Here is a 14,497-nt window from a genome sequence, read left to right as displayed (position 1 = left end):
AGGAACTTCACGCCGTGCATCTCAAGACTCTCACCGTTCGCGGATTCAAGTCTTTTGCGTCGGCGACCACCTTTGAGTTCGAACCCGGTGTCACAGCAGTTGTCGGGCCTAACGGCTCGGGCAAATCCAATGTAGTGGATGCGCTGTCTTGGGTCATGGGGGAGCAGGGTGCTAAGACACTTCGCGGCGGCAAGATGGAAGACGTGATCTTCGCCGGCACGTCGGGTCGCCCACCGCTTGGACGTGCCCACGTTTCCTTGACCATCGATAACGCAGATGGTCAGCTTCCCATCGACTATGCAGAAGTCACCATCTCCCGGACGTTATTCCGTACCGGCGGATCCGAATACGCAATTAATGGAAGCTCGTGCCGTCTACTGGACATTCAAGAGCTGCTCTCGGACTCCGGCCTGGGGCGGGAAATGCATGTGATTGTCGGGCAGGGGCAGCTGGACCGCATTCTGCACGCAACAGCCGAAGACCGGCGTGGCTTCATTGAAGAGGCGGCCGGCGTGCTTAAGCACCGTCGGCGAAAAGAGAAAACTCTGCGTAAGCTGCAGGCAATGCAGGGAAACCTGGATCGCCTTGAAGATTTGAGCGCTGAGGTGCGGCGCCAATTGGCCCCGTTGGGACGGCAGGCGAAAATTGCTCGCCGCGCGCAGACGGTCCAGCTCGACGTCAGAGACGCAAAGTCGCGGTTGCTCGCTGATGATTTGGTCACGCTGAATAACAAGCTTGCACAAGATATTGATGACGAATCAAAGATCCAAGCCCAGCAAGAAGAGGCTGCTGCACGCCTGGAACGCGTCAAGAAGCATATCGAAGAACTCGCTTCCCAGATGGAAACCATTACCCCTCGTCTTGGGCAGATTCAGGAAACATGGGTTGCGCTGAGCACCCAGGCAGAAAGGTACCGTTCGCTTGCCGCGTTGGCTCGTGAACGAGCGAAATTGCTGGAGAGCAACGAAACTCATTTCGATTCCAGTCGAGATCCTGAGCGGTTGGAAGCCCAAGCTGAGCGAATGAGCTCAGAACTTGAGGAACTGGAAGAAGCTCTTGAAGACCGCCATGAGATCCTGGCTGAAGCCGTCGAAGCCAAGGAGCAGGCCGAGGAAGCTTCACGGGCTGAACAACAACGAATGGCTGCCATGCTTCGTGCTGCAGCGGATCGCCGCGAGGGGATGTCCCGGCTAGCCGCCCAGGTGGCTTCCGCACGTAGCCGTGTCGACGTAACTCGGGCTGAGATATCTCGCCTTCAGGAAAGTGTCCGTTCCTTCGACTCGGATCTTGAATTGGATTCGCGCTCTCACGCCGAAGTCGCCACCGATCTTGAAAAACAGCTAGCTGGAGAAGCGCAGCTGAATCTGGATTTCGAGAGTGCAGATCAAGAACATTCGGCATTGTCAGAAGCGCACAACGTCGATAGCCAACGGGAACGCGAGCTATCTGTGCGTGTTTCCGGACTGCGCGCACGCCTTGATGCCCTGAAGCTGAACTCAAAACCAGATGATCAGTCCGCTCAGCTTCTTCGTTCGGCTTCTGGCAAGCTCCTGGGGCGTTTGGGCGAGCTGATTACGGTCAACCCCGGATACGAACAGGCCATCGCCGCGATATTGCGTGAGAACGCCGAAGCCTTGGTAGCCAAGAACCTTGGCAACGCGCTGGAGCTCATCGAAGACGTGCAACAGCAAGAGGCCAGCCAGGTTTTCCTGCACGCAGAGCTGTCTTCACAGGTTGCTACGGCGGCTGGCGTGGCTAACGCTGTCAGCGCTCGTGAAGTTGTTGCTGCCGATAGCGCTTTGGACAGTTTGCTTGATCAGCTTTTTGCTGGCCACTACATCATTGAGGAGATGAGCCAAGCGCCGGCAGTATTGGCGCAGCACCCTACGGCTTTGCTCACCACCTTGGACGGCATAACTGTTTCCGCATTACGCAGCTCTGTGGGGGATTCAGCGGGCGCCTCCCTGATCGCTCAACAGGCATTGGTAGAACAGACGGAAACCGAACTATCCCAGTGCCAAGAAGAACTTTCATCAGTTGAACAAAGACTGGCCCAACGAGGTCCAGAGCTTTCCGTCGCCCAGCAACAGCGCGAAGACGCCTTGTCCGCTTTAACGGAATCAGACGCGACAATTGATGAACTGTCGTCGTATCTGGCACGTCTTGGGCAGAAGCTGCGCAGCGCGCAATCGGATAAAGCCGCGTTGGAAGAAAAGCTTGAGGCAACGCTTGAGAAGCTGGAAATTGAGCAGGAATCTCTGGAGGAGATTACCGAGCGCATGGAACTTGCTTCGACCGATCAAGACGAAGAAACCGTGGATGACGCGGCTCGGGCAGCACTGGCCGATGCCGCGGCCGCCGCACGCCAGCAGGAATTGGAAGCCCGTTTGGCCTTGCGCAGCAGTGAAGAGCGCGTTTCTGCGTTGCGCTCACGCATCGAGGGGTTGCGCCGCACTGCGGCCGCCGAGCGAAATCACCGTGAAGTCGCCGCCCGACGCGCTGAACAGCGCAAGGCCCAGGCCGCCAATGCGAACCGCATTGAGCAAGCAGCTGAACGCGTCCTGCGTTTCATTGAAGTATCGGTATCCATGGCTGGCCAAGAACGCGAGGAACTCGACGGCAAGAAAACTGAACTCGAAACCATGCTGGGTAGCCAGCGCAGGGAAGCGGAACAGCTCTCCGCAGAGCTCGCCCGGCTTGCGGATGCCGTGCATCGCGACGAGATGGCCCGTGCAGAACTGCGGATGCGTATCGAGAACCTTGAGACCAAGGCACTGGAAGAACTGGGATTCACCCCCGATCATCTGATTGCCAACTACGGTCCAGACCAGCTGATTCCGGAAGCTGTAGATGAAGACGACAAGTGGGGTGCGCTGCGGCAGAGCGTTGACGAAGACGGGAACCCTGTCGGCACCCGAGCCTATGATCGCGTGGAGCAGGAAAAGCGGCTGAAGAAAGCGGAACGCGACCTAGCGGCCTTGGGCAAGGTCAATCCGCTGGCACTTGAAGAATTCGCCGCTTTGGAAGAGCGCCATAAATTCCTGTCCGGCCAGCTAGAGGATTTGAAGAAGTCCCGTGGGGATTTGCAGCAGATCATTGCTGACGTTGATTCCCACGTTGAACGAGTGTTCACCGAGGCCTACAACGACACAGCCGTGCAGTTCAAGCGGATCTTCGATCGCCTGTTCCCGGGCGGCGAGGGCCAGCTCGTGCTTACCGATCCCGAAAATATGCTCACCACCGGCATCGAGGTGGAAGCGCGTCCAGCCGGCAAGAAGATCAAACGGCTCTCGCTGCTCTCCGGTGGCGAGCGTTCGCTGACTGCCGTCGCCTTGCTGGTCGCCATCTTCAAGGCCCGGCCATCTCCCTTCTATGTAATGGACGAGGTCGAGGCTGCCTTGGACGATATGAACTTGGGTCGACTGATCACGATCTTTGAGGAGTTGCGCGAGTCCTCCCAGCTGATCGTGATTACCCACCAGAAAAAGACCATGGAAGTGGCTGATGCGCTGTACGGCGTCACCATGCGCGGAGACGGAGTTTCCACGGTGATCAGCCAGAAAATGGAAAGAGCTGTAACGCCGTAGCCATTGCGGTACAGTTGGAATTTATAGGTACGAGCAAATTCGTTCTGTAACTCATTATCTCTACTTAGGCTGGCATGGCATTTTTCCGTAAACGCAGCAAAGATAACTCTGAAGTTCCCTTACTTTCTGTCCGTCGGGGAGCTGAGGAGAAGTCTATTGTCGCGGAGGCGCAAAAGAGCCTAGAACCTGCCCCATTAGTGAGCGTGGTTATTCCTGTTTACAACGCCATGCCGTACCTGACGGAACTGCTTAATTCACTTGAAGCCCAAGACTTGAAATCAGAAGATTTCGAAGTCATTGCAGTAGATGACGGCTCTACGGATTTTGGCGGAGAGATCTTGGACGTCTATGCGAAGCGAAATTCGAACTTCAACGTTGTGCATCAAGAAAACAGCGGTTGGCCCGGTAAGCCGCGCAATGTGGGAATCGACCATGCGCGAGGAGAGTATGTCTTCTTCATCGACAGTGATGATCGGCTCGGTGTCGAAGCGCTCAGGCGCATGACGTCCTTCGCCCTGAAACATGACGTGGATGTTCTTGTCCCGAAAATGGTGGGCTTGGACGGCCGAAGAGTTCAGGCGAAATTATTCGGGAAAACAATTCTCGATGTTGATTACGACTTTATTTTGCGGACCTTGTCGCCGCAAAAGATGATTCGGCGCAGTCTGCTCAATTCGCATGGTATCCGCTTTGTCGAAGAGAAAGTCAGGCTGGAAGATGGCATCGCCATGGTCGAGGCCTATTCCGCTGCTCAGCGAATAAGCATCCTGGGCGACTACAACTACTACGAGATCCGGCTGAGATCCGACGGCCAGAATATTAGTACGCAGCGGATCGATCCTGCCGGTTACGTTGATTCCTTGTCCAAGATCGCCCAAACAATAGCGGACTACACAGGAACGGATCTGGCGTTGGCCCGGAAGCGCATCGCCGGATTGTTCGTTCGCAAAGGCTTGCGCTTCTACGACGGCCAACGTTTCCTGCGCTTCACTGCCGAACAGCGTGAGGCGTGGGTATCAAATCATAAGGGTTTCTTGGAATCTTTCCACCTGGACAACCCTGCAGAGTTCTTCAAGCCGCAGGACGCTCGGCTGGTCGAAGCCATCCTAGACAGCGATATCGAGTACTTGGAAGAGCATGCACGAAAGAAGATCGAAGCGGAACAACCGCCAGCGGTTGTCTCGATTGAGAATACTGCTGAAAATGTTTCGTTGATTGTCGATTTGCCCGCTACAGGTCCGGCGCCGAAAGGCATCCATATCAGGGATCGGGATACCGAAATCCTGGCAATGGGTGAAATCGCAGTTGACGACAGCGGATCACGAATGACCGCATCTTTTTCGCGAGATTGCGTGCTTGAGTCTGTCTCCCGATTGGGCAACATCTTCATCGAGTACCATGGAGTTCCTGCAAAACGGATCAAGATGGGGAACAATGTTGCGAACCAGGAATTCGACGGCTTGCTGGTCTATGCAACCTCTAACGGATATTTGAGCATAGATACTCGCCAAGCGAGGTAGCACATCGGCTCATGGAGCCGTGCCGGCTGGCTTCAAATTGCCTTGCGGCTCCGTGCAGAAGTAAAGAAGCTCGTAGTTGCCACTATCCGCATCTACGAGCTTCTTTACTGTGCGAAGGCTAATTCGCCATGCTTACGAACACGTATTGAGCTTTCCGTCATTCCGGTAAGCAACTGTTGAATCAAGAGCCAGCGGTCCGCCGATGAGGACGTTGGTCCAGCCTTCCATGCTGGTCAGGGCCGAGCCGATGGATTTCGGCAGGCAGGTCTTCTTAGCCAGCAGCATTGGCGCTCCGTTATAGCCTGCTGCAACAGCACCGCTGAGCCCGTCAGGGAAGTTCTTGCCGTTGGCAATGAACTGTCGCTGTGAACCATTGGGCCAGAAGGCTTTGGCGATGACAGCACTGGTGTCATATCGCGTTGCGCCGCCATAGCGGGCGATGCGGGCATTCGGAACCGCCTTGCGGATCTGGTTTTCCGCATTTTTGGAAACCGCCAGTGGTCCACCAGCCAAATACACGGTGGAAGGATTCAAGCGCTTCAGCTGCTTCAGGATGGCGCTCGGCACGTACTTCTTGCTGCTCAACAGCAACGGAGCCTCACGGTTCGCCGCGACTGCCGCCATGGAAAGGGCATCAGGGAACGAACGTCCCGAAGCAACAAACACGTTCTTCGCAGAGGACCAATTCGTAGCGATCTCGGCACTGGTTCCATAACGGGTGCTTCCCGCTTCGCGCGATACCGGTGCGTACTTCTTCAATTGAGTAAACGTCTTGCTGCTGACTGCGGTCGGGCCACCTGCAATAATGATGCGCGAAGGATTCAGCCGCTTGATTTCCGCAGCCACCTCGCTGGGCAGATACGCCTGTTTGGTCAACAGCAAAGGAGCGTTGTGGCGGTTGGCCAGCGAGGTGACCGACAGCGCATCGGCGAAGTGCTCGCCGGAAGCGACAACAACAGTCTTCGCGCCATAGGGGAAGGTGCGCTTGGAGATGGCAACAGGAGTTCCGTAGCGGTTGGCACCAGACATCCGCGTTGGGCCTAAACGGGTCGGCCACACATCCATGTTGCCGAAGTAGCTGGTGGTCAATTTGTAGGCGGTGCTGCGGCGGTTCTTCGCGAAGTCGCGCAATGAGGTCAGGTCGCCATTCCACACGTTGGCATCGACGTTATTGGTCGAGCCCAGCATGTTGGAGTTGGAAGAGTACTGCCAGACGTTGAAGGTGGTCCAGCCTTCGGGAAGCTCCCGGGGATTCTTTGCAACGTCAGCGGTCGGGAAAATGGACACATGCAGTGGCCAGGACTTGAAGGCCACGGAATCACCGGTGCACTCATCCCACCATGTCTGGGCGGTGTAGATCATCGGCAGGCGGCCGGTCTTGGCCTTGACTGCATTGCCGAAGTCCTTGATCCACGCGACCATTGCCGAAGGAGTCATGCCGTAGCACATATCGCCCTTGCCCTGAGGGTAAGCGGTCTTGCTATACGGGTTCCACTCGATATCCAGCAACGGCGGCATGGTGTACCCGTCGTTGATCCAACCGCCGCCATTGGCCATGAATTCCTTGGCCTGTGCAGCGCCGGACGAATGGGCAGGCATGGCGAAATGGTACGCACCGCGGATCAGGCCGGCATTGCGTGAGTTGGTGTAGTTCTGGCTGAACTTCGGGTCCTTGTACAAGGAAGAAGGCCATGACTGCGTGGCCTTGATGTAGGCGAAGCGTGCTCCGTTGGCCTTGGCGGTGGACCAGTTCACGGTGCCTTGATGGCGGGAAACATCGATTCCGAGGGTGCCCGGCGGACGCCAAGTGCGCAGCTCATCCAGGGAAGCGGGCGCACCGACCTCGAAAGGAATGGAAGCGGCAGCATCATCCGTGGCCAGCTGCGCGAGATCCGCCAGCTCGGCCACGGTGGGGACGGTGGCGTCTCCGGTTTCCGCAATTCGCTTGGCCCCCTGCCCCAGTTGGGCATCGAGGTGCTCCATCTCCAGTTCGGCCAGCGCCTTGTCGGCGAGCTTCACGCGCTCCTTGTTGGAAAGTTCCTCACCCTTGGACAGTGCCGTGGAGATTTCCTCAGCAGCCGGCGTGGCCACGGCAGCAGATATGCTCTGCGTTGACGTCGTGGACTCAGCAACGTTGGTGCCGGTCCCGGTGGTCTCCGGAGCATCAGATGGCGCAGAAGACGGTTCCGGCGCGTCTGTCGCGGTAGCCATGGCAGCGGGAGACTGGCTTGATTGAGCGGAGGGTTCTTCCGCTGGCGCAGCGAAACCCGGACCAGCAGAAAGCGGGATGGAAAGTGCGGCTACGACCGTAATGGATAGGGCTTTGGATCGTCGTGTCCGGAGTGCCGGCATGGATTCCCCTGAATAATTGAGTGCAAGTGACATGGCAAAAGCCTTTGCCAGTATATCTACCCGATGTTTTCCGGCAAGATTCCGGGAATTAATATCAGGGTGAAAAACAGTGGAAACTAAGTTCCCTATTCAGCCAATTTCACCGGCTTTATGGTTTTCGGAACCAGAAGCCACGCAATCACCCCGACCAGGCCTACCACTGCCGAAATATTGAATGCCAATTGGAAACTGATCATATCCGCCATGGCGCCGGCCAGCAGTGGACCGATAATTGAGCCGAGATCGGTGCACATCTGGAAACCGGCCAGGGCCTTGCCGCCGTTGCGTCCGGAACCAATCACGTCAGCCACGGATGCCTGCTGCGCTGGGCCAAGCAGCCCACCGCCAAGACCAGCCAGCACTGAGAAGACGATGAAGCCAACCAGGGACGTCGAGTAGCCCATGGCGCCAATGGACAAGAGCAGGATGCTCATCCCGAGAACAATAGGAATTTTGCGGCCAATGCTATCGGTCAGGCGGCCGGAGAACATCAGCGCGCAACCATTGCCGATGGCAAACACCGTCATGGAAATCCCGGCCGCCGTGGCGCCCATGCCTTGGCCGAAGATGGCCAAGGCGAAGAGCGGGATCATGCTGTTGCGCACGCCGAACGCCAGCCAGCCGTAGCTGAACCCGGAGAACAGTGCCGCACGGTAGGCGGGGGAGCCCAGCGCCTCGCGCGTGGTCACGACCTCGATATCCGTTTTCCGCGAGCGCGGGTTGGCGGCATCCGCATCCAGTTCACGGCGGCGGCCCAACGCCATGTAGACCACACCCGCGGCAATCACCAGGGCGGTTCCGTAGATCAGGAAGGGAACACGCATGCCCAGCGGGGCGAGGAGGGTCCCGAGAACCGGGCCAAAGACGTTGCCCAGGAGGAACGAGCCGGCGTACAAACCCGAGATGCGGCCACGGGACTTCTCCGGAGCCAGACGTGCAATCAACGCCATGGCCGAAATGGTGAACATGGTCGAACCGAACCCACCCAGGCCGCGGGCAATCAACAGCTGCGTGTAGTCCTGCACCACCGCGCAAAGCAACGTGGATACTGCGACCAGCAGCACGCCGGTGACGTAGATCCTTGGCTCGCCCAGCTTGCCTACCAGCACTCCGGCTACCGGCGCGAAAATCAAGCGGGTGAAGGCGAAGATGCTGACAATGATGGTGGCGGCCGCATTGCCGACATCAAAGCTCACCGCGTACTGCGGCAAGATCGGGGCGATGAGCCCGAAACCCAAAGCGATGATGAAGGCCGCTACCAGCAACACGCCAATCTCAGAGGGGATCGGCGGCCTGGAAAAACGGGTGGTTTTCAATGCCATATCTATTGGAGAGATGGTTCTGCCAGCAAGCGGGCAGCAACCGTCAGCCTTTCTGGAACGACGAGCAGGGCAAATCAGCCCACCTGCCAGTTTAGCCTTGGATGCCAAATACATTTTCGCTGGTGCTGAGTGCCACATGATCCCTAAATCGTTGGAGATATGAGACGATTTAAAGCGTGTCTGATTCGCTTATATTAACCATCATCATTGTCGCGGTTGTTGCCGTGGTGGCTATTGGCGTCATTGCCTTCGTCACCAAGGGCCGCAAGCCCAAGACTCCGTATACGTCAGAGCGCGATGCAGACGACTTGCCAACCGGCCAGAGCGCTGAGGGCGATACTGATGCCGCAGCGGACACTGCCGGAGCAAGCGATGCGCCCATCGCAGTCCAGGAACCTGCCGCACCGGCTGCGCCACAGCTCGATGTTCCTGAACCAGTGCAGGGCCGCCTGGCCCGCCTGCGTGCGCGACTGACCAAGTCCAACAACATGTTCTCCAAAGGCCTGCTGGCCCTGCTCAGCCAAGACTCGATTGACGAGGATGTCTGGGAAGAGATTGAAGAGAACCTGCTGATGGCAGACCTGGGTACCGAACCTGCCCTTGAGCTTGTCGACGCGCTGCGCGAACGAGTGAAGATTGAAGGCAGCAAGGACCCAGCCCGCGTCAAAGCCATGCTCCGCGAGGAACTGCTCAAGCTGGTCGATCCGAGCCTGGACCGCAGCTACCTGCCTGAACCGCACCCGGACCGCCCGAGCATCATCATGGTTGTCGGTGTCAACGGCGTAGGCAAGACCACCACCATCGGCAAGATGGCGCGAGTTCTCGTCGCTGAAGACAAGGACGTCTTGCTGGGCGCCGCCGACACCTTCCGCGCTGCAGCTGCAGAACAGCTTGCCACCTGGGGTGACCGCGTGGGCGTGCCAACCGTTCGCTCGGAGATTGACGGTGCCGACCCGGCATCCGTTGCCTTTGAAGCGGTTTCCGCCGGCATTGACCAGGAAGTCGACATTGTCATGATCGATACCGCCGGACGCTTGCAGAACAAGGTCGGCCTGATGGACGAGCTGGGCAAGATCAAGCGCGTGGTCGAGAAGAAGGCCACCATTGACGAAGTACTGCTGGTCCTCGACGCGACTACCGGCCAGAATGGCCTGCAGCAGGCCAAGGTCTTCTCCGAGGTCGTCAACGTTTCGGGCATCGTGCTGACCAAACTCGACGGCACCGCAAAGGGCGGCATCGTCGTGGCTATCCAGCGCCAGCTTGGCGTTCCGGTAAAGCTCGTCGGCTTGGGCGAAGGCCCGGACGACCTTGCTCCATTCAACCCCGAAGATTTCGTGGACGCACTGCTCGAAGGCTAATCGAAGCGTCTAAAATTCTTGATCTCCCCGCCATGCAAAATATGGTGGGGAGATCTGTTTAAAACGGGAATGTGCCGTCAGCTGCTTGGTGCGGATTAGTTCAGGGCCTTGGCTGGACACCGGGCTGAAATAGATGCAAGCTGTCAGTGAAATGGATCACATTGACTATTTGCTACTTCCGAAGCGTCATCCCGATGCCGGCAGAAAAGTGCAGGTCAATAGCTGAAAGCGGTTTGCTGGCCCATTCTAGCCGCGGGATGTCCAAGAGTTTGGTGACCAGGGCTACAGAAAACGTCCAGATTTCTTGGGTAAAGATATTTTCTGGGGAATTGTGTCCCTTCAGTCCGTACGCACTGCCTGCACGGCACTCCAGATGGTTCCGGATGCCCGTGCGGCCAGACCAGCCGGTAAAGGATCCATCCAGAAGTGTCGTCGAATCAAGACTTGCCCATGCCATCCAAGCGGGACCCGAGACCCAAGGCTTTTCGCATGGACATCCAGGGCCTGCGCGCCATCGCCGTGGGTGTCGTCGTGCTTTACCACTTCTGGGGGCACTATCTGCCCGGCGGCTTCGTCGGTGTCGACGTGTTCTTCGTGATCTCGGGATTCCTGATTACTTCGCATCTGCTGACCAAACCACCGAAGAACTTCGCTGACGTGGCCAATTTCTGGATGCGGCGAGTCAAGCGTCTCATCCCGGCCTCGTTCTTGGTGATCCTGGTCAGCGTCCTGGGCATTTGGCTTTTCGCGCCATCGACTGTCTGGCAAGACTGGGGACTGCAAGCGATGGCAGCGACGTTCTATTTCCAGAACTGGTATCTGGCTCTGACCAAGGTTGATTACCTGGCCGAAGGCGAAGCGCCAAGTCCCTTCCAGCATTTCTGGTCCCTGTCTGCCGAAGAGCAATTCTATTTCGTATGGCCAATTATGATCGGCCTGCTGATCTTTGCCGCCATCAAGTTCGGCCTCAAGCCGGCGACCGTCGCGTTGGCCGGCATCAGTGCAGTCTTCTTGCTTTCCTTCGGATACTCGCTGTACGCGACAGCAACTGAACCGGGCAGCGCCTACTTCTCAACCTTTACCCGGGTTTGGGAGTTCTCCGCCGGCGCATTGGTAGCGGCATTGGGGGCGCGTGCGCATGCGGCAAAGAATGACGTGATCAGCTTGATCGGGTCCTGGGGTGGTGTGCTCGCCATCGCATTCAGCGCATTGGCTTTCACTGGCGAGATGCCGTTCCCTGGATACATTGCTGCGATTCCGGTATTCGGCACCGCGCTGATCCTGCTCTGCCATTCGACGCATAAGTACTCGCCCAACGTATTCTTGAGCAGCAAACTGTTCCAATTCTTCGGGGATAATTCATACGCCATATATCTGTGGCATTGGCCGCTGCTGATTCTGATGCCCTTCCTGGTGGAAGACTTCAAATGGCCTCAGAAGATCATTGCCTTGGTCCTCACCTTGGTTCTAGCGGTATTGACGCAGAAACTCGTCGAGGTCCGATTCCGCAAGTTCATTGACTCCTCCGCGCTGCTCACGGCTCCACGTTTCCTGGCCACTGGAAGTCTTGTCTTGGCTTTGGTGGCGGGTGCCTTCTACCTCAACACCGAACGCATCATCAACGATGCCCAAGACGTCGACAAGGCATTGGCGCAGGTCGAAAAGGAGCTGGGTGAAGACTGCTTTGGCGCCGCATCATTCAGCGATTCGTGTGGCAAGTCGGTGAATATCGAAACTGCCTACCACCCGGTGGCCCCGGCACCAGTCGTCGCGAAGACTGACAAGCCGGTCGTCTACAAGGATGATTGCTTCGCCAGCCAGGCTGCCAACTACAAGGACCGCCCGGTCTGCAGCTACGGCGATGGAAAAATCAAGGTAGCGCTGGTTGGAAACTCGCACGCTGGCCAGTGGATTCCCGCACTGGAACCTATGGCCAAGAAAAATGGCTGGACCATTGACACCTATCTCGCAAGCCGCTGTGCCGTCATGGGCGAGCCTCAGGTTTTCGATTCCGAGGCAACTGAAAAGGGATGCGCTGATTTTGGCGGATGGGTCACCGAGCAGATCGAGAAGGAAGACTACGACCTGGTGATCAGTTCCAACCGCCAGTCCTTGCCGGTCTCCGGATACGAAATGGAGAACACAGCAGAGCCTGCCCAGAAGGCCTACGAAAAAATTCTGGAAGAGTGGGCTGGTACGGGTGCCGCTGTGGCGGTCATCAGGGATACGGCCTTCCCCGGAGAGACCGTGGACAATGTCCCAGACTGTGTGGCTTCCAATGCTGGAGAGTTCATCGACTGCAGCGGCGAAGCAAAGCAGTGGATACCGATGGACCCGCAGGCCGATGCCGTGAACGCGCTTGATAATCCGAACATCATCGACGTCGACATGAATGACCAGCTGTGCGAGGACGGCCGCTGCTTTGCAGTGGTTGGCGGCATCGTGGCCTATTGGGACCACTCGCATCTGACCGAAACCTTTGCAGGATCTCTGTCACCGACCCTGGAATCCCGGCTGAAGAAGGCTCTGGATTCCGAGGAGCTGTTCCCGGCCGCATAAGGCTTCTGACGGGCATCGCCTGGTGGGCCCCGGCTACGACGCATTGAATGCATCGTGGCCGGGGCCCAAGGTCATTCTGCGGTGCTTCTTCCTGATGCAGGAGCATCTCGGCCTGGGCGATAAGCGGAAACGCTGGGTTCTCCGGGCAACCAGAACCTCCACGGGAACTGCGGACCTCCTGCTATCCCGGCAACCCCAACGCGCGGCCCGGTGCGGATCGCTGCCGGAGCGTTGGGCGCAGCGTGGATGGCAAATGGGGGCGAGAACAGGTCCAATCCATCGTGCGTCAATCTGGTGAGTCCCAGCGCAGCTGCCAAGTTCCCCGGTCCGCGGGCCAACTGGACCTCCGGGATGGGATTGCGCGAGTAGCGGGCTGGGCGTTTATCGAGCCGGCGGGCCAGTGCCAGTTCTGTCCCAGACGTAATTGCGCCTGAGCGTATCAGCACCCCGGAGGCAATGCCCGGCGGCGAGCAAACGAAATTCAGGGCATAGTGCATGCCGTAGCTGAAATACACATACGCATGTCCGGGGTCCAGGAACATGGATGCGTTGCGCTCGGTTTTCCGGTCTTTCGAGTGGCTGCCCGGATCGTAGGGGCCACTGGTGCCCAACCCCATGTACGCTTCGGTTTCGGTGATGCGCACGCTGACCGGTCCTTCGGCGGAATCCACCGTGAGTACGGCCCCGAGCAATTGCGGTGCAACGCTGAGCGCATCGGGCAAGAAGAAAGTGCGGTCCATGTCTCCAGTGTGCCTGCTGAAGCCTAATTGTCCCTGGCGCATGCCACGATTCTTTTTACTTGGAACTCGGGGGTTCAAGTAACTCGCACTCGTGAAATGGAGGTGGACCATGAAAAAGTCCATTCTGACGGCAACTGCACTTGCCGGAATTCTCTCGCTGGCCGCCTGCGGCGTCTCCACGGAAGATTTCGAGGCCGCGCAGGCCTCAAGCTCGGCCATGGCCGCAGAAGTAGAAACGCTTCAGGCGCAGCTGACCGAAACTGAATCGCAATTGGCCCTGGCCCAGGACGAAGCTGCAGAGCTTCGCGCGGCCGAAGAAGAACGGGTCGCTGCCGAAGAAGCCGAGAAGGCCCGCAAGGCGAAGGAGAAGAAGGACAAGGAAGCCGCGGCCAAGGCGGAGAAAGCCAAGGCCAACAAGGCACGGAAAATCACCAAGCGTGAACTGGCGCAGATCGTGAAGAAGCCGGACGCGCACATCGACGAGAACGTGATCGTCTATGGGCGGGTCACGCAGTTCGACTCCGCGACCGGTCCCTGCACCTTCCGAGCTGATCTGAGCCATGCGCACGTCGGCAAATACGACTACGAGCACAATTCGATGTTCACCGCCGGCGACGGCCTGGTGGATTGCAAGGTGCTTGATGACATCGTGGCCGAGGACATCGTGCAAATCACCGCGACGGTCACCGGTTCGCTGAGCTACGACACCACCATCGGCGGCTCAACCACGGTGCCGCAGTTCCAGGTCGTGAAAATCAAGCGCCTGTAGCCGCACGCGGCGTCAGCGCGATCAGCCCGGCATCGGCAGAAAATACTTTCTGCCGATGCCGGGCTGCCCGTTTTCACCGGCCGCCAGCAGCAGCGTGAACTGCTCGAAACGACGGCGAAACATCGCCGAGAAGCAACCGTTACCCCCGGCAAGAACTTGATACACAGCGGAAACGAAGCAGCGAGCATTCGGAAACATCGGGTTAGTTCAATAGTCATATCACCACCGATACACCGAATAACTTGAGGGGA

General features: G+C 57.8%; 10 protein-coding genes. 5 read left to right on the top strand and 5 right to left on the bottom strand.

All coding sequences use genetic code 11. The features are described 5' to 3' along the window. Positions 1-14 precede the first annotated feature (14 nt). A complete protein-coding gene (smc, locus tag ANI01nite_RS02040) occupies positions 15-3,587 on the top strand; it encodes a chromosome segregation protein SMC (protein WP_141355596.1) in 3,573 nt (1,190 codons plus the stop codon). Positions 3,588-3,661: 74 nt separating this feature from the next. Then, a complete protein-coding gene (locus tag ANI01nite_RS02035) occupies positions 3,662-5,107 on the top strand; it encodes a glycosyltransferase family 2 protein (RefSeq protein WP_141355593.1) in 1,446 nt (481 codons plus the stop codon). A 132-nt stretch (positions 5,108-5,239) separates the two neighbouring features. Here ANI01nite_RS02035 and ANI01nite_RS02030 read toward each other — a convergent pair whose 3' ends face one another. Continuing rightward, the gene (locus ANI01nite_RS02030) at positions 5,240-7,318 is read right to left on the bottom strand and encodes a cell wall-binding repeat-containing protein (protein ID WP_170214534.1); all 2,079 of its coding nucleotides are present in this window, start codon (positions 7,316-7,318) and stop codon (positions 5,240-5,242) included. A 266-nt stretch (positions 7,319-7,584) separates the two neighbouring features. Beyond that, complete coding sequence (locus ANI01nite_RS02025; protein ID WP_170214533.1) at positions 7,585-8,820, bottom strand: MFS transporter; 1,236 nt, start codon at positions 8,818-8,820, stop codon at positions 7,585-7,587. A gap of 176 nt (positions 8,821-8,996) precedes the next feature. Between ANI01nite_RS02025 and ftsY the strand changes: the two genes are divergently transcribed. Beyond that, positions 8,997-10,178, top strand: a complete 1,182-nt coding sequence (gene ftsY / locus ANI01nite_RS02020; protein ID WP_141355589.1) for a signal recognition particle-docking protein FtsY — start codon at positions 8,997-8,999, stop codon at positions 10,176-10,178. Positions 10,179-10,350: 172 nt separating this feature from the next. Here ftsY and ANI01nite_RS02015 read toward each other — a convergent pair whose 3' ends face one another. Beyond that, positions 10,351-10,635, bottom strand: a complete 285-nt coding sequence (locus tag ANI01nite_RS02015; protein WP_141355587.1) for a hypothetical protein — start codon at positions 10,633-10,635, stop codon at positions 10,351-10,353. A 32-nt stretch (positions 10,636-10,667) separates the two neighbouring features. Here ANI01nite_RS02015 and ANI01nite_RS02010 point away from each other — a divergent pair, with 32 nt between their 5' ends. Then, entirely contained in the window at positions 10,668-12,737 is a 2,070-nt protein-coding gene (locus ANI01nite_RS02010; RefSeq protein WP_170214532.1) for an acyltransferase family protein, read from the top strand. Between the two features lie 71 nt (positions 12,738-12,808). Here the strand turns inward: ANI01nite_RS02010 and ANI01nite_RS02005 are convergent, their stop codons facing one another. After that, positions 12,809-13,477 carry a DNA-3-methyladenine glycosylase gene (locus ANI01nite_RS02005; protein ID WP_141355583.1) on the bottom strand — a complete coding sequence of 223 codons (669 nt, stop codon included), beginning with the start codon at positions 13,475-13,477 and terminating at the stop codon, positions 12,809-12,811. 109 nt (positions 13,478-13,586) lie between these two features. Between ANI01nite_RS02005 and ANI01nite_RS02000 the strand changes: the two genes are divergently transcribed. After that, positions 13,587-14,246 (top strand): hypothetical protein, encoded by a 660-nt coding sequence (locus tag ANI01nite_RS02000; RefSeq protein ID WP_141355581.1) that lies wholly within the window; start codon positions 13,587-13,589, stop codon positions 14,244-14,246. Positions 14,247-14,267: 21 nt separating this feature from the next. On the opposite strand, the gene ANI01nite_RS16615 is transcribed toward ANI01nite_RS02000, so the two are convergent. Continuing rightward, on the bottom strand, positions 14,268-14,444 hold the full coding sequence (locus ANI01nite_RS16615) for a hypothetical protein (RefSeq protein ID WP_170214531.1): 177 nt from the start codon (positions 14,442-14,444) through the stop codon (positions 14,268-14,270). Positions 14,445-14,497: the final 53 nt, after the last annotated feature.

The sequence above is a fragment of the Glutamicibacter nicotianae genome (assembly GCF_006539525.1).
In the GTDB taxonomy this organism is placed as follows: domain Bacteria; phylum Actinomycetota; class Actinomycetes; order Actinomycetales; family Micrococcaceae; genus Glutamicibacter; species Glutamicibacter nicotianae.
The sequence above is the reverse complement of the archived record's forward strand: the minus strand, read 5'-3'. Positions and strand labels throughout refer to the sequence as shown.

What these genes read in the sequence shown, in the direction of transcription:
- ANI01nite_RS02015 (WP_141355587.1), bottom strand. Translation starts at nt 10,635, where the DNA reads ATGGCATGGGCAAGTCTTGATTCGACGACACTTCTGGATGGATCCTTT.
- ANI01nite_RS02005 (WP_141355583.1), bottom strand. Translation starts at nt 13,477, where the DNA reads ATGGACCGCACTTTCTTCTTGCCCGATGCGCTCAGCGTTGCACCGCAA.
- ANI01nite_RS02030 (WP_170214534.1), bottom strand. Translation starts at nt 7,318, where the DNA reads ATGGCTACCGCGACAGACGCGCCGGAACCGTCTTCTGCGCCATCTGAT.
- ANI01nite_RS02010 (WP_170214532.1), top strand. Translation starts at nt 10,668, where the DNA reads ATGGACATCCAGGGCCTGCGCGCCATCGCCGTGGGTGTCGTCGTGCTT.
- ANI01nite_RS02025 (WP_170214533.1), bottom strand. Translation starts at nt 8,820, where the DNA reads ATGGCATTGAAAACCACCCGTTTTTCCAGGCCGCCGATCCCCTCTGAG.
- ANI01nite_RS02035 (WP_141355593.1), top strand. Translation starts at nt 3,662, where the DNA reads ATGGCATTTTTCCGTAAACGCAGCAAAGATAACTCTGAAGTTCCCTTA.
- ANI01nite_RS02000 (WP_141355581.1), top strand. Translation starts at nt 13,587, where the DNA reads ATGAAAAAGTCCATTCTGACGGCAACTGCACTTGCCGGAATTCTCTCG.
- ANI01nite_RS16615 (WP_170214531.1), bottom strand. Translation starts at nt 14,444, where the DNA reads ATGTTTCCGAATGCTCGCTGCTTCGTTTCCGCTGTGTATCAAGTTCTT.